This is a genomic window from Sphingopyxis macrogoltabida (assembly GCF_001314325.1).
GTDB classification, from domain to species: Bacteria; Pseudomonadota; Alphaproteobacteria; order Sphingomonadales; family Sphingomonadaceae; genus Sphingopyxis; species Sphingopyxis macrogoltabida.
This window is the reverse complement of record NZ_CP009430.1, coordinates 291,090-309,991: the sequence shown is the minus strand read 5'-3', so window position 1 is coordinate 309,991 and position 18,902 is coordinate 291,090. Positions and strand designations below refer to the sequence as shown.

At 65.8% G+C, this 18,902-nt stretch carries 20 protein-coding genes; 10 read left to right on the top strand and 10 right to left on the bottom strand.

Annotated features, from left to right (window positions below):
* Positions 1-103: 103 nt before the first annotated feature.
* Genes LH19_RS26365 through LH19_RS26355 form a run of 3 tightly spaced genes read left to right on the top strand, consistent with a single transcriptional unit; the run spans position 104 to position 3,232 of the window.
* Complete coding sequence (locus LH19_RS26365) at positions 104-892, top strand: enoyl-CoA hydratase/isomerase family protein (protein ID WP_054735104.1); 789 nt, start codon at positions 104-106, stop codon at positions 890-892.
* 1 nt (position 893) lies between these two features.
* A complete protein-coding gene (locus tag LH19_RS26360; protein ID WP_054735101.1) occupies positions 894-2,453 on the top strand; it encodes a class I adenylate-forming enzyme family protein in 1,560 nt (519 codons plus the stop codon).
* Complete coding sequence (locus LH19_RS26355) at positions 2,450-3,232, top strand: enoyl-CoA hydratase (RefSeq protein WP_054735098.1); 783 nt, start codon at positions 2,450-2,452, stop codon at positions 3,230-3,232. The genes LH19_RS26360 and LH19_RS26355 overlap by 4 nt, the downstream gene beginning before the upstream one ends.
* Here LH19_RS26355 and LH19_RS26350 read toward each other — a convergent pair.
* Genes LH19_RS26350 through LH19_RS26305 form a run of 10 tightly spaced genes read right to left on the bottom strand, consistent with a single transcriptional unit; the run spans position 3,221 to position 12,817 of the window.
* Entirely contained in the window at positions 3,221-3,931 is a 711-nt protein-coding gene (locus LH19_RS26350; RefSeq protein WP_054735095.1) for an SDR family oxidoreductase, read from the bottom strand. The genes LH19_RS26355 and LH19_RS26350 overlap by 12 nt on opposite strands.
* Positions 3,932-3,945: 14 nt before the next feature.
* The gene (locus LH19_RS26345; RefSeq protein WP_054735092.1) at positions 3,946-4,941 is read right to left on the bottom strand and encodes an NADP-dependent oxidoreductase; all 996 of its coding nucleotides are present in this window, start codon (positions 4,939-4,941) and stop codon (positions 3,946-3,948) included.
* Entirely contained in the window at positions 4,938-5,885 is a 948-nt protein-coding gene (locus LH19_RS26340; protein WP_054735088.1) for an NAD(P)H-dependent flavin oxidoreductase, read from the bottom strand. The genes LH19_RS26345 and LH19_RS26340 overlap by 4 nt, the downstream gene beginning before the upstream one ends.
* On the bottom strand, positions 5,882-6,736 hold the full coding sequence (locus LH19_RS26335; RefSeq protein ID WP_054735085.1) for a MaoC/PaaZ C-terminal domain-containing protein: 855 nt from the start codon (positions 6,734-6,736) through the stop codon (positions 5,882-5,884). The genes LH19_RS26340 and LH19_RS26335 overlap by 4 nt, the downstream gene beginning before the upstream one ends.
* A 3-nt stretch (positions 6,737-6,739) precedes the next feature.
* Positions 6,740-7,654 carry an SDR family NAD(P)-dependent oxidoreductase gene (locus LH19_RS26330; RefSeq protein WP_054735082.1) on the bottom strand — a complete coding sequence of 305 codons (915 nt, stop codon included), beginning with the start codon at positions 7,652-7,654 and terminating at the stop codon, positions 6,740-6,742.
* Between the two features lie 11 nt (positions 7,655-7,665).
* Positions 7,666-8,844 (bottom strand): acyl-CoA dehydrogenase family protein, encoded by a 1,179-nt coding sequence (locus tag LH19_RS26325; RefSeq protein WP_054735079.1) that lies wholly within the window; start codon positions 8,842-8,844, stop codon positions 7,666-7,668.
* 15 nt (positions 8,845-8,859) lie between these two features.
* On the bottom strand, positions 8,860-9,723 hold the full coding sequence (locus LH19_RS26320; RefSeq protein WP_054735077.1) for an HpcH/HpaI aldolase/citrate lyase family protein: 864 nt from the start codon (positions 9,721-9,723) through the stop codon (positions 8,860-8,862).
* Positions 9,720-10,172: a MaoC family dehydratase gene (locus tag LH19_RS26315; protein ID WP_054735074.1), complete on the bottom strand. Its 453-nt coding sequence runs from the start codon at positions 10,170-10,172 to the stop codon at positions 9,720-9,722. The genes LH19_RS26320 and LH19_RS26315 overlap by 4 nt, the downstream gene beginning before the upstream one ends.
* 11 nt (positions 10,173-10,183) lie before the next feature.
* On the bottom strand, positions 10,184-11,383 hold the full coding sequence (locus LH19_RS26310) for an acetyl-CoA acetyltransferase (protein WP_054735071.1): 1,200 nt from the start codon (positions 11,381-11,383) through the stop codon (positions 10,184-10,186).
* Between the two features lie 3 nt (positions 11,384-11,386).
* Complete coding sequence (locus LH19_RS26305) at positions 11,387-12,817, bottom strand: 3-oxoacyl-[acyl-carrier-protein] synthase III C-terminal domain-containing protein (protein ID WP_082396430.1); 1,431 nt, start codon at positions 12,815-12,817, stop codon at positions 11,387-11,389.
* Between the two features lie 137 nt (positions 12,818-12,954).
* Between LH19_RS26305 and LH19_RS26300 the strand changes: the two genes are divergently transcribed.
* The 7 genes from LH19_RS26300 (at position 12,955) to LH19_RS26270 (ending at position 18,893) form a co-directional block, all read left to right on the top strand.
* Complete coding sequence (locus tag LH19_RS26300) at positions 12,955-13,842, top strand: SDR family oxidoreductase (RefSeq protein WP_054735061.1); 888 nt, start codon at positions 12,955-12,957, stop codon at positions 13,840-13,842.
* A 28-nt stretch (positions 13,843-13,870) separates the two neighbouring features.
* Entirely contained in the window at positions 13,871-15,037 is a 1,167-nt protein-coding gene (locus tag LH19_RS26295; RefSeq protein ID WP_054735058.1) for an acyl-CoA dehydrogenase family protein, read from the top strand.
* 103 nt (positions 15,038-15,140) lie between these two features.
* Entirely contained in the window at positions 15,141-15,626 is a 486-nt protein-coding gene (locus tag LH19_RS26290; RefSeq protein WP_054735054.1) for a MarR family winged helix-turn-helix transcriptional regulator, read from the top strand.
* A gap of 17 nt (positions 15,627-15,643) precedes the next feature.
* The gene (locus LH19_RS26285) at positions 15,644-16,405 is read left to right on the top strand and encodes a glucose 1-dehydrogenase (protein WP_054735440.1); all 762 of its coding nucleotides are present in this window, start codon (positions 15,644-15,646) and stop codon (positions 16,403-16,405) included.
* 4 nt (positions 16,406-16,409) lie between these two features.
* Complete coding sequence (locus tag LH19_RS26280; RefSeq protein ID WP_054735050.1) at positions 16,410-16,820, top strand: PaaI family thioesterase; 411 nt, start codon at positions 16,410-16,412, stop codon at positions 16,818-16,820.
* A 15-nt stretch (positions 16,821-16,835) separates the two neighbouring features.
* A complete protein-coding gene (locus tag LH19_RS26275) occupies positions 16,836-17,630 on the top strand; it encodes an enoyl-CoA hydratase-related protein (protein WP_054735048.1) in 795 nt (264 codons plus the stop codon).
* A gap of 18 nt (positions 17,631-17,648) precedes the next feature.
* The gene (locus LH19_RS26270; RefSeq protein WP_054735045.1) at positions 17,649-18,893 is read left to right on the top strand and encodes an acetyl-CoA hydrolase/transferase family protein; all 1,245 of its coding nucleotides are present in this window, start codon (positions 17,649-17,651) and stop codon (positions 18,891-18,893) included.
* Positions 18,894-18,902 lie beyond the last annotated feature (9 nt).

Here is an 18,902-nt window from a genome sequence, read left to right as displayed (position 1 = left end):
CGTGTTCATTTGGCATAATTTGATTAGCGGGGCTCCTCCGGCTTGACCCTATTGCGCAATCTAGTAAACATACTTACAAAATGGGTTGTCATGGGAGAGTGGCATGGCGTTCGAGCGCTTGACGCTGACGGTCAAAGGCGGGCTGGCCCGTCTCGAATTCAACAATGCGGTGCGGGGCAACCCGATCGACGAGACCTTCTGCGCTGAAACCTGCGAAGCAGCGACCCTGTTGTCGGTCGATCCCTCGGTACGCTGCGTCCTCGTCACCGCGTTGGGCGACGCGTTCGGCTATGGCGGCGACATCACCAGCTTCGTGAACGATCTCGACTCGCTGCCCGCGAATATCAAGCGCTGGACGACATCGCTCCACAGCGGGATAGCGCGGCTCCAGCGCATGGATGCGCCGGTCGTCGCGGCGGTGCACGGCGTTTGTGCAGGCGGCATGTCGGCTTTCGTCGCCGGCGCCGACATCCTGATCGCAGCCGAGGATGCGAAGTTCGTCGCCGCCTATCCCGGGATCGGCTTCTCGTGCGACGCGGGATCGTCGATCATGTATGCGCGGCGCATGGGCGCGGCGCGCGCGCGCCGGTTCCTCCTGCTCAACGAAAGTCTCGGCGCCGAGGCCGCGCTCGCATGCGGCCTTGCCGACGAAGTCCATTCGAAGGATGCGTTCCGCGCGCGGGCCGAAGAGGTGGCCCGGCAACTGGCCGCAGGGCCGACCAAGGCGTTCGGCGAGATCCGGCGCCTCATGCTTTCGGTCTTCGACCAGCCGCTCGAGACCCAGCTCGAACTCGAAGCCCAGGCGCTCAGCCGGTCGTCGGGGACGCGCGACGCGGCGGGCGCCATCAAGGCGTTCACCGAGCGTCGTCGACCCGAATTCGGAGGGGTGTGACATGTGGCTCTTTCCGGAAATCCGTAGCCTTGGCCAATATCCCGAATATTGGGCGCGCCATGATCCCTCGCGCGCGGCACTCCGCACGGCGGCGCGGGTCGTCGACTTTGCCGAGTTCGATCGCGCCTGCGCGCGCGTCGCCAACTATCTCTCGGACGGGATCGCGCGTCCCGGTGAGCTGGTCGGCTTCATGGGCAAGAACAGCTTCGACTTCTATTTCGCGCTCTTCGGCTGTGCGCGCACCCGCGCCGGCCTCGTCATCTTCAACTGGCGCCTCGCGCCCGCCGAGCTCGCCGCGCAGATCGCCGACAGCGAGGTCCGCCATGCGATCGTCGAACGCGAGCAGGCGGAGCTCTGGCAGGCGGCGTGCGCGCACCTCAGCACGCCCCCGCAGGCGATCTGGATCGACGAGCAGGAGACGCTGGAAAAGCGCGTGGCGGGCTGTTCCGAAAAGCCGGTCGCCAAGCGGCCGCATCTGGAGGACACGGCGTTCCAGCTCTACACCTCGGGTACGACGGGGAATGCCAAGGGGGTGATGCTCTCGCATGGCGGCACCAACATGATGCGGCTCTCGGAGCATCTCGAACCGACCTACAAATGGCAGGCGGGCGACAGTTTCGTCAACGGCCTGCCCAATTTCCATCTGCTGCACATCGGTATCATGCTGCAGTGCCTCTACAATGGCGTGGCGATCGACATCGTGCGGCAGTTCGACCCCGCCGCGATGCTCGCCACCATCGACCGCATGAAGCCGACGCTCCTGACGCTGACCCCGACGATGCTCCAGATGCTGCTCGACCATCCCGATGCAGCGAAGACCGATTTCTCGTCGATCCGTCTGACGCTCTATGCGGGCTCGCCGATCAGCCTCGGCCTCATCAAGCGCGCGATCGCCACCATGCCCGGCGAGTTCATGCAATTCTACGGCTCGACAGAGGCGGGCGGGGCGACATCGATCCTCCGGCCCGACGAGCATGATCTCGAGCATGAAGAAAAGCTCAAGAGCTGCGGCCGCCCGCTGCCGCTGATCGAGTTTCGCATCGTCGACGCCGATGGCCGCGAAGTGCCCGACGGCGAACCGGGCGAACTTCTCATCCGCCAGCCGTCGATCACCACGGGCTATTGGCGCCAGCCCGAACTGACCCAGCAGGCAATCGAAAATGGCTGGTATCGCTCGGGCGATATCGCGCGGCGTGACGAAGAGGGGCTCTATTATATCGTCGACCGCGCCAAGGACATGATCGTCTCGGGCGGCGAGAATATCTACTCGGCCGAGATCGAGAATGTGCTGTCGACCCATCCGGCGGTTGCTGGCGTCGCCGTCATCGGTGTCCCCGATCCGCGCTGGGGCGAGAGCGTGAAGGCGATCGTCATCGTGCGCGAGGGGCATGCTGCCGACGAAGATGTGCTGGTCGCCCACTGTCGCGGCCTGCTCGCCGGCTACAAGGTCCCCAAAAGCGTCGATTTTGTCGAGGCCTTCCCGCTCGTGCCGTCGGGCAAGGTGTCCAAGAAGGACCTTCGGGCGCCCTATTGGGATGGGCAACAGCGCAGCGTCGCATGAGCGGCGATCCGCTGCTCGTCGAACGCCGCGGTGCGGTAGCGCTGCTTACCTTCAACCGCCCCGATAAGCTCAACGCGCTTACGTCGGCGCTCCGCCGCGCCTTTATTGCCGCTCTTTCTGACCTCGCGGACGACGACGAGGTGCGCGCGGTGGTTCTGACGGGCGCGGGGCGAGCCTTTTCGTCCGGGCTCGATCTCGGCGAGATCGCGGCCTCCGGGGCAAGCGTCGAGGACAATGTCGGCGCCGAGAACATGGTCGATGCGATCGCCGCCTTTCCGAAGCCGCTCATCGGCGCGATCAACGGTATCGCGGTGACGGGCGGGTTCGAGATCGCGCTGGCACTCGATATCCTGCTCGTCGCCGAGGAAGCCTCCTTCATCGACAGCCATGTCCGCGTCGGCATTACACCGGGCTGGGGGTTGTCGCAGCGCTTGGCGCGGGCGGTCGGACTATCGCGCGCCAACGAGCTGTCGCTATCGGCGCGTCCACTTGCCGCGCATGAAGCGGTGGCTTGGGGCCTCGCAAATCATGTCTATCCAGCGGGCGAGCTCGTGCCTGCGGCGCTCGCGCTGGCCGATCAGATCGCCGCGCACGCGCCTGGGGGCGTTGAGGCGATGAAGGCGCTGATCCGGTCCGGGTTCGAGGCCACGCTCGAGGCAGGCCTTCGCATGGAAGACGCAGCGGCGCGCGCCGCCAATCTCGACGTCGCACCCGACGCGGTCGCGGCAGGCTTTAACCGCGCCCGCGCGCAGCAGGGCGAGGGCGGTTCAAGAGAATAGCCGGCCGCCGTCGACCACAGCGACCTGTCCGGTCGTGAAGCCCGCGCGCATGAAATAAAGATAGGCTTCGGCGGCTTCGACGGGAAAGCCCATCCGCGGCAGCGGCTGGGCTTTCGTCATCGCGCCCCGCGCATCCTCGGGAACCTTCGCCCACATCTCGGTCGCGATCAGCCCCGGCGTCACCGCATTCACCCGGACCGGCGCAAGGTCGACCGCGAGGCCGCGCGCGAGATGTTCGACCGCGCCGGCGATCGCGGTCGACATCGTCGATCCCCTGGTCGGCCGGTGCGCGTAGAGCCCGGCCGTCAGCGTTATCGAGGCCTCGGGCGACAGCTTGGGCAGCGCGTGCTTGACCGCGAGCAGCGGCCCCCAGAAGCGGGCACCCATGGCGCTTTGCGCGGCCGCCAGGTCGAAGTCGGAGCCGATCGTGAGCCCGCGGGGGAGCCGGTCGCCTGCCGTGTGCACGAGATGATCGATCGCGCTGCAGCCTTCGAAGAAGGCAGCGAGGCTGGTCTCGTCGGTCGTATCGACCACCGCGCCGCTGGCCTGCGCTCCAAGCCGCGCGAGCGCATCCTCGATTTTTGCCAGGTTCGTCGAACCGATATGGACAGTGGCGCCGGCGGCAATCGCGGACTCGGCAACGGCGAAGCCGATCCCCGAGCTTCCCCCGAGAATAACGATGTGACGGCCTTCGAGCATGTCGCGTCTTTCCTTCAGAGCCGGATGATCATCTTGCCCTTGTTCTCGCCGCGATACAGTCCGGCGAGCGCATCGGGGCACGCCTCGATACCCGAGAGGATATCTTCTTCATAGGCGAGCTGACCGGTACGGACCCATTCGGCAAGCTGCGCGACGCTCGCTTCATAGCGGTCCATATGATCGAAGATGACAAAGCCTTCCATGCGCGCGCGCTTGACGAGCAGGTGCCGTTCGATGCGCGGGCCTTCGGGCCAGGGATCCCAACGATCGATGGCAGCCGTGCCGCAAACGACGACGCGGGCACGGAGCGCGAGATGCGCCAGCACCGCGTCGCTGATCGCGCCCGCGGTATTGTCGAAATAGATATCGATGTCCTCGGGGCAGGTGCGGGCAAGCGCAGCGCGAAGGTCGCCCGCCTTATAGTCGATAGCGGCATCATAGCCGAAACGCTCGAGACAGAGCTTCACCTTGTCGGGACCGCCCGCAATGCCGACGGTACGGCAACCGAGCAGCTTGCCGATCTGTCCGACCGCCGACCCGACCGCTCCGGCTGCGGTCGAGACGAGCAATGTCTCATCGGGCGCCGGTTTGCCGATGCCGGTGAGCGCGAGGTGCGCCGTGACGCCGTTGATCCCCAATATGCCGAGGCTCAGCGACAGCGGAAGATCGGTCTCGGAGATCTTGCGAACGACGGCGCTCGCGGGCGCGGCCGCCTCTTCCTGCCAGCCGAACCAGCCGGTGACCGCGTCGCCGACCGCATAGCCGGGGTGACGCGTTTCGGTGACGACACCAGCGGTAAGCGCGCGCATCACCGAGCCGATGGCCACCGGTTCGGCATAATTGCCCTTGTCGGCGATCCAGCCGCGCATCGCGGGCTCCACCGACAGAAAGTGGTTGCGGACCCGGATCTCCCCTTCGCCGAGCGGCTGGTGCGGCGCCTCGACGATCTCGAAATTCTTCGCTTGCGCAATGCCTTCGGGGCGGCAGACGAGGAGGCACTGGCGGTTCATTGGGCAAGTCCCATGCTGCGGCGTGCGGCGGCATAATCGCCGGCAAGCCAGTCGAGCCATTCCGCGGCGGGTCCCGCCGACTTGATCGCGCCGATCCCTTGGCCCGCGCTCCAGATATCGCGCCACGCCTTGCTGTTCGCGCCGCCATTGTTGATGTTGATCGCACCGCCGCTCGTTGCCGGGACAAGATTATCGGGGTCGAGTCCGTTCTCGACGAGCGAAGGCTTCAGGAAACTCGCCTTCACGCCGGTAAAGCAGCTCGTGACGAGCACATCCTTCGCGCTCCCCTCGACAAGCATGGCTTTGAACCCGGGCTGAGTGTTGGCTTCGCTCGAGGCGAGAAAGGGCGAGCCGATATAGGCAAGGTCGGCGCCCAACGCTTCGGCCGCGAGGATGCCGCGCCCGTTCGCGATACAGCCCGCGAGCAGCAGCAGCCCGTCCCACCATTCACGGATCTCGCCGACGAGCGCGAAAGGCGACTGGTCGCCGGTGTGGCCGCCGGCGCCGGCGGCGACCGCGATGATGCCGTCGACCCCCATTTCGGCGCATTTCTGGGCATGGCGGTTGCGGATGACATCCTGGAAGACAAGGCTGCCGTTGGCCTGCAGTTCGCGCACGAGCCCGGGGTCGGCGGCGAGCGCCAGCACGACGATCGGGACTTTGTGCTTCAGCACGACATCGAGATCGGGGGCGAGCCGCTCGTTGCTCTTGTGCGCGACGAGATTGACGCACCAGGGCTGCGTGCCGACGCTTGCCGCAATGCGCGCGAGATCCTTGTCGAGCGCTTCGGTGCTACGCGGATTGAGCGCGGGCATCGCGCCGATGATGCCGGCGTTGCACTGCGCGATGACGAGATTGGCCGTCGAGGCGATGAACATCGGCCCCGCCATGACCGGGAGGCGAAGGCCGGATTTGAGCCGGGCGGCGAGGCCGGCGCTCGTCATGCGGCGCTCCGCCAGGCGATCCGGCCCTCGTCGAGGACGAGGCGCTCGCCGACATGGGCGCGGAAGGCGGCGCCGTGTGCGTCCGGCCAGATGCTGAACGCAAGCGTGTCGCCGGGAAAGACGATGCCGGAAAAACGGCAGGAGAGCGCGCTCGTCTCGGCGGGGTTGCGGCCCAGCGCGCGCGATAATGCCGCGCCTGCGACGCCATAGCTGCCAAGGCCGTGCATGATCGGCCGGTCGAAGCCCGCCGACCTGGCAAAAGCGGGGTCGATATGGAGCGGGTTCCAGTCGCCCGAGAGGCGGTAGATCAGCGCGGCGCGCGGCGAGAGGGAGGTGCTTGTTTGGGCGCCCGGCGCCGTCTCTGGGATGACCGTCGATGCGCGAGGCGCCGCAGGACCACCGAAGCCGCCGTTGCCGCGCAGCAAGAGCGTCTGGCGAAGCGTGCAATAGGTGGTGCCGTCGGCGGCATTGGCGATCTGGCGCTCGAGCTCGAGGATCGCGCCGCGGCCCTCACCGCGGTCGGTGAGGCCGACGACCCGCGCTGTCCCGAGGACATCTGCGCTTGGGGAAAGCGGCGCATGAAAGGTTGCGGCCTGCGCGCTGTGCACGAGGCGGCGGAAGTCGACGCCGAAGGCGGCGTCGCGGATCCACATGCCGGGCGAGCAGAGCGTGACCGCGAAGGTCGGGAGGACCGACAGCCTTGTCTCGTCGAGAAAGGCGAGGTCTCCCTCGTCCAGCGGGTCGTGGCCGAGCCCGACGCCGAGCGCATAGAGGATGGCATCGCGCGCGATGTAGCTCTGCCGCGCTTCGCCGAAATCATGCGCGAGGATGCGATCGGGCCGGAAGGTCATGGATCAGACCGGTTCCCAGGTGAAGACGTCGGCCGAGCGGTGCAGCGGGTAGAAGTCGTTCGCGAACTGGTCGAAGACGCGCTCGGCGACCGTCTCGGGGGTCCAGCCGTCGGCGGTGTGCGCGGTACGGATCGGGCGCGGCTGCGAGAAGAGGAAGATCTCGTTGTTGCGCACCGCGAAGATCTGCCCGGTCACCTTGGCGCCGGCATCGCCGGTGAGCGCGACGACGAAGGGGGCAATCTTGTCGGCCTCGAGCTTCTTGAGGCCGTCGACGCGCTTCTGCTGCTCGGGCGTATCGGTCGGGATCGAGTCGATCATGCGCGTCCAGGCGAAGGGCGCGATCGCGTTCGAGCGCACGCCGAAGCGCTGCATGTCGAGCGCGATCGATTTCGAGAGGCCGACGATGCCGAGTTTGGCCGCGGCATAATTGGCCTGCCCGAAATTGCCGATGAGCCCGCTCGTCGAGGTCATATGGACATAGGCGCCCGACGCCTGCTCCTTGAAGAAAGGGGCGGCGGCGCGGCTCGTGTTGAAGCTGCCCTTCAAATGCACGGCGAGCACCGCGTCGAAATCGTCGGGGCCCATCTTGTGGAAATAGACGTCGCGCAGGTTCCCGGCGTTGTTCACTACCGCGTCGATGCGGCCGAAGCCGTCGACCGCGGCCTTGACCATCGCGCAGGCGCCGTCCCAGTCGGCGACGCTGTCATGATTGGCAACCGCCTTGCCGCCCATTGCGACGATCTCGGCGACCACCTGTTCGGCGGGCGAGCCTTCGTCGCCGCCCTCGCCGGTCAGCGATACGCCGAGGTCGTTGGCCACCACCGCGGCGCCGGCCTTCGCCATCTCGAGCGCGATACCGCGGCCGACGCCGCGTCCCGCGCCGGTCACCAGCACGGCTTTTCCGTCCATCATTCCCATATGTTTCGTCCTCAATAGCTTTTGGGGAGATCGAGCACCTTCTCGGCGATGAAGCTCATGATCAGCTGCTCGGTGATCGGGGCGAGGCGGGTCAGCGCGCTTTCGCGGTAGAGCCGCTCGACATGATATTCCTTGGCGTAGCCGAAGCCGCCATGCGTCGCGACCGCCTGCCAGGCGGCATCGTGGCACGCGCGTGCGGCGAGGAACTTGGCGCTGTTCGCCTCGGCGCCGCAGGGCAGACCGCTGTCATAGAGGCGCGCGGCCTTTTCGACCATCAGCCAAGCCGATTCCAGATACATCCATTTCTCGGCGAGCGGATGCTGGATGCCCTGGTTCTGTCCGATCGGGCGGTCGAACACGATGCGCTCCTTGGCATATTGGGTCGCGCGCCGCAGCGCGTCGCGGCCGATACCGATCGCCTCGGCGCCGATCAGCACCCGCTCGGGGTTGAGACTGTGAAGGATGTAGGAGAAGCCCTTGCCCTCCTCACCGATCCGGTCCTCTTCGGGAATGAACAGGCCGTCGATGAAGATCGCGTTCGAATCGACGGCCTTGCGGCCCATCTTGGGGATGAGATGGACGTCGATCTTGGCGCGGTCGAGGTCGGTGTAAAAGATGGTGATACCGTCGGTGGGCTTGGCGCAATCCTCGAACTTGGTCGTGCGCGTGAGCAGCATGATCTTGTTCGCGACCTGTGCGGTCGAGGTCCAGACCTTCTGCCCGTTCACGACATAACCGCCCGGCACCTTCTCGGCGAAGGTCTTGATCCGCGTCGTGTTGAGCCCCGCATCGGGTTCGGTGAAGCCGAAGCAGCACTGGTCCTCGCCGGCGACCAGCCGGGGGACCCAACGCGCCTTCTGCTCGGGCGTGCCTTTCACGACGATCGGGTGCGGGCCGAACAGATTGATATGGATCGTCGAGGCCGCGGCGAAGCCGCCGCCCGACGCGGCCACTTCGTTCATCATCGTCATCGCCTCGGTGACCCCGAGGCCCGAGCCGCCATATTCCTCGGGCATGGTGATGCCGAGCCAGCCGCCGTCCGCCATGGCGCGGTGGAAATCCTTCGGAAACTCGCCGGTATTGTCGCGGTCGAGCCAATATTCATCGTCGAACGGCGCGCAGACGGCGCGGACGCCTTCGCGGATCGCGGCGAGATCGTCTTCGGTGGGAAGCGGGCGGGTGGCAGTCATAACCTCTCTCCGTGGTCAGGCGCTGGCAAGCGTGCGGCGCGCGGCCTTCAAATGCGGGATGTCGACCATTTTCCCGTCGATGCCGAGCGTTCCCGCATCGGGGTTCGCGGCAAAGGCATCGACGATCTTCTGCGCCTCGGCGATCTCCTCGTCCGAGGGGCTGAAGCAGCGGTTGATGATCGCGACCTGGTCGGGATGGATCGCGATGCGCCCGGTGAAGCCGTCGCGGCGCGCGCGGCGGCAATCGGCCTCGAGCCCTTCGGGGTTGCGGAAATCGGCATAAAGCGTGTCGACCGGCGCGACGCCTGCCGCGGCCGAGGCATAGAGACAGAGCGAGCGGGCGAGGCGGTAGGGATCGGTCCAGTGGCCGTCCTCTTCCTTATTGCCCGTTGCGCCGATCGCGGCGGCGAGATCTTCGGCGCCCCAGGTGAGCGCAACAAGCCGCGGATGCGGCGGCGCGTAGCTGCCGAGGTTGAACATTGCGAGCGGGGTCTCGGTCGCGACGACGGCGATCTTGACACTGCCTTGCTCCATTCCGGCCTTGGCCTCGAGGCGGTCGAGCTCCTGTCCGATCCGTTCGATATCGGCAGCGCCATTGGCCTTCGGGATGAGCAGCCCGTCGAGCCCCGGCTTCACCACCGCCGCGAGATCGTCGAAAGTCAGGCCGGTGTCGAAGGGGTTCACCCGCACGAAGAAGGACCAGTCATGCTCGCTCCTGTCGTCGAGGAGCGCGGCGACCTGCGCGCGCGCGGCCTCTTTCATGCTTGGCGCGACGCTGTCCTCGAGGTCGAGGATCAGGACGTCGGCGCCGATGCCGCTGGCCTTGACGAATTTCTTCTCGCTGTCGCCGGGCACGAAGAGGAGCGAGCGAAGCCTCACGCGGGGCTCCGCATCATCAGTGCGCCGCGCAGCGTGCGGCAGACGATCTCGTCCTTCTGGTTGAGCCCGATATGCTCGAAGGTGACGATGCCCTGCGTCGGCCGCGACTTGCTGTCCCTGAGCTCGAGCACCGTGGTGCGCGCGCGGATCGTGTCGCCGGCGAAGACCGGCTTGGGGAAGGTCGTCTCGCTCATCCCGAGATTGGCGATCGTCGTGCCGAGCGTCGTGTCTTGCACCGACAGCCCGATGACGAGCCCGAGGGTGAAGATCGAGTTCATCAGCGGCTTGCCGAACTCGGTCGTCGCCGCATAGGCATGATCGATATGGATCGCCGCCGGATTATAGGTGAGCGAGCTGAACAATATATTGTCCATGTCGGTCACCGTGCGGCGGATCTCGTGATCGAAAGCCTGGCCCACGCTGAACTGCTCGAAATAAAGTCCCGCCATCTATTCTCTCCCTAGTCGAGGCGGCCGAGGATCGAGACCGCCGCGACGCTGTTGAACGGCGCGCCGCCAAGATTGTGCGTCAGCCCGAAATCGACCTGCGAAAGCTGCCGGTCGCCGGCGCGTCCGCGAAGCTGGTTATAGACCTCATAAGCCATACGCAGGCCCGACGCGCCGACCGGATGGCCGAAACATTTGAGGCCGCCATCGGTCTGGCACGGGATCGCGCCGCCGCGATCATATTTGCCGTCGAGAATGTCGAACACCGCGCGGCCCGAATCCGAGAGGCCGAGATCTTCCATCGTCACCAGCTCGGTCACCGAGAAACAGTCATGGACCTCGGTCAGCGAAATCTCGGCGCGCGGATCGGCGATGCCAGCCTCGGCATAGGCGCGCTTGGCGGCGACCTGGGTGTTGCGCACCGAGGCACCGTCCCATTCGCCATACCCCATCTCCCAGCCGTTGCTCGCCGAGAGCTGGATCGCTTTCACCGTGACCGGATTGTCGATACCGAGGCTTTTGGCGATCTCGGGGGTCGTCACGATCGCGCAGGCCGCACCGTCGGAGACGCCGCAGCAGTCGAACAGCCCGAGCGGATCGGCGATCATCGGAGCTTTCAGGATCGTCTCCATCTCGACCGCTTTTCTGAGATGCGCCTTGCCATGAAGTGCGCCATTCTGGTGGCTCTTCCAGCTCACATGCCCCATCGCACGCTTGAGATCGCCGCCGTCGAGGCCGTGTGCGGCGCTATAGGCGCCGGCGAGCTGCGCGAAGGTACCCGGCGCCGAACCATAAGGCATCCACAAATCGTTCGCGAGGCCCTTGGTCCGGAGCGGCAAGCCGCCATAGCCCGTGTCCTTCAATTTCTCGACGCCGAGCGCGAGCCCGAAGTCGATCGCGCCCGAGGCGACGGCATAGACCGCGGCGCGCAGCGCCTCGGTGCCCGTCGCGCACATATTCTCGACCCGGCTCACCGGGATGGTCTGAAGCCGGAGCGCATGAGCGAGGGGGAGGGCGCTGTTGCCGACATTGATGTCGTCGAGCGCATTGCCCATCCACGCCGCCTCGATCTGGCTGCGGTCGATGCCGGCGTCGCCGATCGCTTCTTCGAACGCCTCGATCATCAGATCGTCGGCGCCGCGGTCCCAGCGTTCGCCGAAGACCGAGCAGCCCATACCGATGATCGCGACCCTGTCCTTGATACCCGTCGCCATCGCTCAGGCCTCCATCTGCGGCCGCTGGGCGGGCGCACCTTTCCAGAAATAGGTCCGCATGCCGCGCTTTTTGTCGATTGACTTGATCCGCAGGCGCATGCCGAGCGCGTCGCCGACCGCAAAGCCGGCGCCGCTAGCGTCGGTGAGCTCCATCAGGATGCGCGCGCCATTGTCGAACTGCACGAGCCCGAACCAGAAGGGTGGGTCGGGCGTGTAGTTCAGGCGGTCGGCGGTGACCGACGCGACCTTCGCCGGCAGATCGGCCAGCCGCACATCCTCGAGCGCCTCGCGTCCCGTGGCGCCGGGACGCACGGGGATAGGGGTCTTGGGGAACTGGACATTGCCCTGCTCGTCGCGGCCCCCGATGAAGCCGAGCGTGTCGCGGCCATAGCGCTCGACCACAGTCGCCTGCGCCTTTTGTTCGAATTCGGAGCGGACCCCGAAATCGAGATCGACGCCGCCGCTGAGCGAGAGGAAGCGGACATAGTCGGTCAACGCCTCGCCCGCGCCGAGCGCCGCCCGGACCGAGCTCGCGCCGGGCACTTTGGCATCGACGCGGAAAATCAGCGCGTCGCAGCCGCTGCCAAAGCCCGCGAGCAGGACATGGTCGCCCGGACGCGCGGCGTCGAACGCGAGGCCGAGCGCGAACAGCGCATGCGCGGCGCCAAGATCGCCCGCCTGCTCGGCGAGGGTGGCGGCAAGGTTTGGCGCGGTGATGCCGGTGCGGCGCGCGATATCTTTCCACATGCCTGAGAGCGGCTCGTGGACCGCCGCCCATTTCACATCGCCGGCGGCGATCCCGGCCTTCGCGCAGGCATCGTTGATCGCCGGAGCGATGATCGCGCTGCTCGCAATGTCGCGCACGAAGCGCTCTTCGCTCGGATAAGCGGTTTCGTGACCGCGCGAGGCGTAGCTGTCGAGCAGGTCGTGCGCCTGCGAGGCCCAGCCGACGAGCTTCGCAGGCCCATCGCTACCCGTGCGCACCGCGCTGCCGCCGTCGCCATAGGCCAGATGCGCCGGGCTGCCGGGCTTCGCCGGACGCCGCTCGCCCGCCGCAATCACGCTGTCGTCGGCGCCGAGCAACGTGTCGAGCAGTGCCGCGACCGCGCAGCGCCGGCTCCCGGCGACATCGAGCGTGCGCGTCGTGAGCGGCAGCGCCAGCGCGTCGACGAGCAGGCTCGCATGCGCGCGGTCGATGAAGGGCGCCGAGGTCGATGCGAAGCAGATGCGCGCGGGCGCCGACTCGGTGAGCGCCCGACTCGCTTCGGCGGCGAGCGTGAAGGCATCCTCGTCCCAACCCGCGACGGCGCGATAGCCCGCCTGGCGTCCGCCGAGTCCGAAATGTTTCAGCGATCTGGCAGCCTGCGCCCGGTCCAGGCGCAGCAGCGGCAAATAGCCGCCGACAGCCACAATCGACCCCGGTTGATGGGTCACCTCTTGCTACCTCCCGCCATTGTTCAGTTGTTTCCTGCAACCATCCTTGACAGCAATTTTTGAAGTTGTAAACTGGCTTACGAAATTAGGGCGACGCCAAGTCGCTTGCCAGAAATCAAACGGGGAAGAGGTTCACCATGGACATATTCCGGTCCGACGTGCTCGCGGGCAAATCCATTCTCGTGACCGGCGGCGGATCAGGGCTAGGCCTCGAAATCTCGAAGGCGCTGGCTGCCAAAGGGGCGACGGTCCATATCTGCGGCCGCCGCGCTAACGTCCTCGAAGCCGCCGCTGCCGAGATCGCGCTGGAGAACCCCGGAAAGGTACATTGGCATACTTGTGACATCCGCGACGCCGATCAGGTCGACGCGATGGTCGAGGCGATGTGGAAGGTCGGACCGGTCACCAGCCTCCTCAACAACGCCGCCGCCAACTTCATCGCGCCGACCAAGGGGCTGAGCCCGCGCGGCTTTCGCGCCATCACCTCGACGGTGATGGACGGCAGCTTCCACGTCACGCTCGCTCTCGGCAAACGCTGGATCGACGAAGGCATCAAGGGGTCGGTGGTCAGCAACCTCGTCACCTGGGTGTGGACGGGTTCGGCCTTCGTCGTTCCCTCGGCGATGGCGAAGACCGCGCTCCACGCCATGACCATGTCGCTCGCGGTCGAATGGGGGCCTTATGGCATCCGCCTCAACGCGACCGCCCCCGGACCCTTTCCGACCGAAAGCGCCTGGGAGAAACTCAATCCGATCCCCGATGCGAAATCGTCGGCGACGAGTGAAGAGACGGTGCCGCTCCGGCGCTACGGGGCGATGCCCGAACTCCAGAACCTCATCACCTTCCTGTTCTCGGACGGGTGCGACTATCTCACCGGACAGACGATCGCGATCGACGGCGGCCAGCATCTCGCCGGCCCCGGCACCTTCGCCGACCTGACCGGCATGACCGACGCGCAGTGGCAGACCGCGCGCGAGGCGATCGAGCAATCCACGCAGCGCGACAAGGCCAATCGGGCAGGCTGAAGACCAAGAGATTAAAGGGGCCTAGGCGATGATCGAACGCAATATTTTTAGCGAAGAACATGAAATGTGGCGCGAGTCCGTCCGCAAATTTGTGGAGAAGGAAATCGTCCCGCATCATGACCGGTGGGAAAAGGAAGGCATCGTCCCGCGCGAGCTCTGGCTGAAGGCGGGCGAGGCGGGCATGCTCTGCTGCACCGTGCCCGAGGAATATGGCGGGCTCGGCCTCGACTATCTTTTCGACGCCGTCGTCTATGAAGAATTGTGGCGCGTCGGCGCGAGTGGTCCCGGCTTCCTGATCCACACCGACCTTGTCGCAACCTACATCCTCTCCTTCGGGTCCGAGGAGCAGAAGCGCCACTGGTTGCCCAAGATGGTCCGGGGCGAGGCGATCGGCTCGCTCGGCATGACCGAGCCGCACGCGGGCAGCGACCTCAAGGCCGTGCGGACGCAGGCGGTGCGCGACGGCGACGAGTTTGTGATCAACGGCCAGAAGGTCTTCATCTCGAACGGGCAGCTTTGCGACGTCATCGTGCTCGCGACCAAGACCGACAGCCAGGCCGGCGCGCACGGCGTAACCTTGTTCCTCGTCGATGCGGCGACCCCCGGATTCAACCGCGGCCAGAATCTCGAAAAGCTCGGCATGAAGGCGCAGGACACGTCCGAGCTCTTTTTCGACAATATGCGCATTCCCGAGAGCGCAATGCTTGGCGGCGAGGGGCAAGGCTTCAAGCTCATGATGACCAAGCTGCCGCAGGAACGCCTTGCGCAGGCGATCCGCTCGGCGACGGTCACCGAGGTGATGCTCGAATGGACGGTCGACTACACTGCCGAGCGCCAGGCGTTCGGCCAGTCGATCGGCGATTTCCAGAACACCCAGTTCGTGCTTGCAGATCTCAAGGCGCGCTCGGTGATGGCGCGCGTCTTCACCGACAAATGTATCGACCTTTTCATGAAGGGCGAGCTCGATCCCGTCGACGCCGCGATGGCGAAGATGGTGACGTCCGAACTGCACTGCGAGACTGCGGACAAGTGTCTCCAGCTGTTCGGCGGCTGGGGCTATATGTGGGAATATCCGATCTGCCGGGCCTATGCCGATGCGCGCATCGTCAAGATCGCGGGCGGCTCGATCGAGATCATGAAGACGATCATCGCGCGCGAGATGTTCAAGGGCAAGCTCCAGAAGAACCGGGGCTGACCGGATTATGGCACGCGGTCCAAAAGATTCCGAAACAGTTCCTTTTGAAAATCTATCAATCGGGGCTAGCGGTGGCGGTGCAAACCAACACCAAGGATCTGCTGTGACCAAAGACCTCAACACCGGACTTCGCTTCGGCTTTCTCATTCACGACGTGTCGCGCCTGCGCCGCGTCGTGGTGGACCGGGCGCTTAAGCCGCTCGGCATCACCCGCTCGCAATGGTGGGTGCTCGCCTTCCTGTCGCGCCGCGACGGCATGACCCAGACCGCGCTCGCGGCGGACCTCGACCTCACCAAGGTCGCGATCGGCGGCTTGCTCGACCGCATGGAAGCGGCAGGGTTCGTCGAACGCCGCGCCGATGCGAGCGATGGCCGCGCGCGCCGCGTCTATCTGACCCGCGCCGGCAGCAAGATGGTGATCACCATCCGCGAGAATGTGGAGCAGATCGAGCTCCAGATCCTCGAAAATGTGTCGGAGGATGCGCTGAACCAGGCCGCCGCGACACTTCTGACCATCAAGGAGACGCTCCTCGAACTCGCCGGAAGCGAGGCCGAGGCGCTGGGCTCCGATCCAGAATTCATGACTTAGCAATCAGGAGAGATATGGTGTTGGGTTTGCAGGGCAAGGTAGCGATCGTCACAGGCGGCGGTCAGGGTATCGGCAGGGCGCTTACGCTCCGCCTCGCAGCCGAGGGTTGCAAGGTCGCGATCTTCGATCTCAAGGCGGAAGCCGGCGAGGAAACCGCCGGGATCGCGGGCGAGGGGGCGGTCATCAAGACCTATGCGCTCGACGTCAGCGACCAGGACGCGGTGAACGCCGCGGTCGAGGCGGTCGAGGCCGATCTCGGCCCCATTTGGGCGCTGGTCAACAATGCCGGCTGGGACAAGCCGTCGCCGTTCCTCGCGACCGACAAGGCGCTCTGGGACAAGATCATCGCGATCAACCTCTACGGTCCGCTGTTCACCCATGCCGCGGTTGCACCGCGCATGGTCGCGCGTGGCGGCGGGCGGATCATCAATATCGCGTCGGACGCCGCGCGCGTCGGGACGAGCAACGAAGCAGTCTATTCGGCCTGCAAGGGGGGCCTGATCAGCTTTACCAAGTCGGTCGCGCGCGAGCTTGCCTCGAAGGGCGTGCTGCTCAACGTCGTCTGCCCGGGCCCGACCAACACGCCGATGATGGCGAGCGTGCTCGGCGAAGGCGAGCAGGCGGTGAAGTGGAAGGACGCGATGGTTCGCGGCATTCCGCTGAAGCGCATGGGTGAGCCCGAGGATTATGCGGGCATCGTCGCTTTCCTCGCATCCGACGATGCGGGCTTCATCACCGGCCAGACCTTCTCGGTCGCCGGTGGCATGAACATGATTTAGCGCGATGAACAACGTCGAACGCCCGGCGGTCGACGGCAATTGGGAGCGGACCTTCGTCACCAATACGGGCCCTTGGTCCATTGGCGAAATCTGGATAGATCGCGAGTCCGCCCGCTATTGCCTGTTGGTCAAGCCCGAACATTGCAATGCCACCGGCGCCATGCATGGGGGCGCGATGGCGACCTTCCTCGACGGACATGGCATGGTCGTCATTTCGCTCGAGGAAGATGGGAGCAACCACACTCCGACCATATCGCTGCATGTCGACTTCTTGGCGCCGCCGCTAGCGGGCGACTGGCTCGTCGCCCATGTCGAACTGATCAAAAAGACGCGCACCATGATCTTCACGCAGGCGATCGCCCGGGTCGGCGAGCGCGTGATGGCGCGCTCGCACGCGATTTACCGAAACAATTAGTGAAAGGATTTCACCATGAGCAGCACTCCTGAATTTGAAGACATTCTCTACGAGATTCGCGACCGCGCAGCGTGGATCATCATCAACCGCCCGAAGCTCTATAATGCGTTCCGTGCACAGACGATCGAGGAACTGATCGCGGCGTTCAAGCTTGCGTCCGATAACAAGGGCGTCTCGTCGGTCGTCCTGACGGGCGCCGGCGACAAGGCCTTCTGCACCGGCGGCGACCAGAGCGCGAAGGACGGCCAATATGACGGCCGCGGTATCGTCGGCCTGCCGATCGACGAGCTCCAGTCGATCATCCGCGACATTCCGAAGCCCGTGATCGCGCGCATCAACGGCTTCGCGATCGGCGGCGGCAATGTGTTCGCGACGCTCTGCGACCTCTCGATCATGGCCGACACCGCGAAGCTCGGCCAGGTCGGCCCCAAGGTCGGTTCGGTCGACGCGGGCTGGGGCACCGCCTTCCTCGCGCGCCATGTCGGCGACAAGAAGGCCCGCGAGATCTGGTACCTGAACCTCCAGTATAGCGGGCAGGAAGCGCTCGAGATGGGCCTCGTCAACAAGGTCGTGCCCGCCGACGAACTCGATGCCGCCGTCAACGAATGGACCGACATCATCGCGCAGCGCTCGCCGACGGCGCTGGCGCTCGCCAAGCGCAGCTTCAATGCGGACAGCGACAATATCCGCGGCATCTCCATGCTGGCGCTGAACTCGGTCAAGCTCTTCTACGACACCGAGGAATCGAAGGAAGGCATGCGCGCCTTCCAGGAGAAGCGGACGCCCGATTTCCACAAATATGTGAAATAGGGCGGACGAGCGACCGACATGGCTCCCGTTTCCTTCCTGCCCGCCGATATAGCCGACTGGTTGCCGGTCGGCGGGCGCGTGCTGGTGACGGGAGCCTCGGGCGAATCTGTGCTTCTCGCCGAGGCCGTGATGGCAGCCGGTGAGCGGCTCGGCGCGATGACCTTCACCGGCATTTTCGTGCCGGGACTCAATCGCCATAGCTATCTTGCGAGCGCTGCGGCGCGCGTCGAGACCTTCTTCGTGACCCCGCCGCTCAAGAAGGATCTGGGCGGGCGCGTCGAACAGCTGCCGCTTTGCTACAGCGACATCCGCCGCCGGCTCCGCAATATCCAGATCGACGCGCTGATCTGCATGGTAACGCCGCCCGACGACGAGGGCGTCTGCAGCTTCGGGCCCGCGGTCGATTTCGCGGCCGAATTCTGGCCGCATATCCCGGTCCGGATCGCGCACATCAATTCCGCGATGCCGCGAACGCGCGGCGACAGCGGCATCCCTTTCAGCGCGCTCACCGCCTATGTTGAGCAGTCGGCGGGGTTCGACGGCGAGCCCGATGGCAGCGCCGACCCGGTCGCTGACGCGATCGCGGGCCACGTCGCGCCTTGGATCACCGATGGCGCCACGCTTCAGACCGGGGTCGGCAAGGTGCCTGGCGCCATCTTGCGTGCGCTCACCGGGCGGCGGAACCTGCGTGTCCACAGCGGACTTGTCGGCGACGAGGTTGTCGATCTTCTCGAGGCGGGCGCGCTCGCAATGGGACAGGCGGTCACCGCGGGGGTCGCGATCGGCTCGCGCCGGCTCTACCGCGCGATCGAGGGGCCAGAATTTGCCTTTCTTCCTGCCGCGGTCACGCACGACCGCGCAATCATCGCGGGCATAGCCAATTTTGTCGCGATCAATTCGGCGCTCGAGGTCGATCTCCTCGGCCAGGCTTTTTCGGAATTCGGGCCGCGCGGGCTGATATCGGGGCCAGGCGGCGCGCCCGATTTCACGGCGGGCGCGCGGCAGGGCGGGGGGCTCCGCGTCATCGCGCTGCCGGCCGCCGCCGATGGCGGCGCGATCAGCCGGATCGGGCTGCCGGGCGCCTCGGCGGGACCGGTGACGCTCGGCCGCATGGACAGCGACATCATCGCCACCGAGTTCGGCGCTGCCGATATCCGGGGGCTTTCCTACGACGAGCGCGCCGAAGCGCTCGTCGCCATCGCCGCCCCGCAGCACCGCGAGGCGCTGACCGCCGGCTGGCGCGCCTATGCGGCGAAACTTTGAAAAGGACGA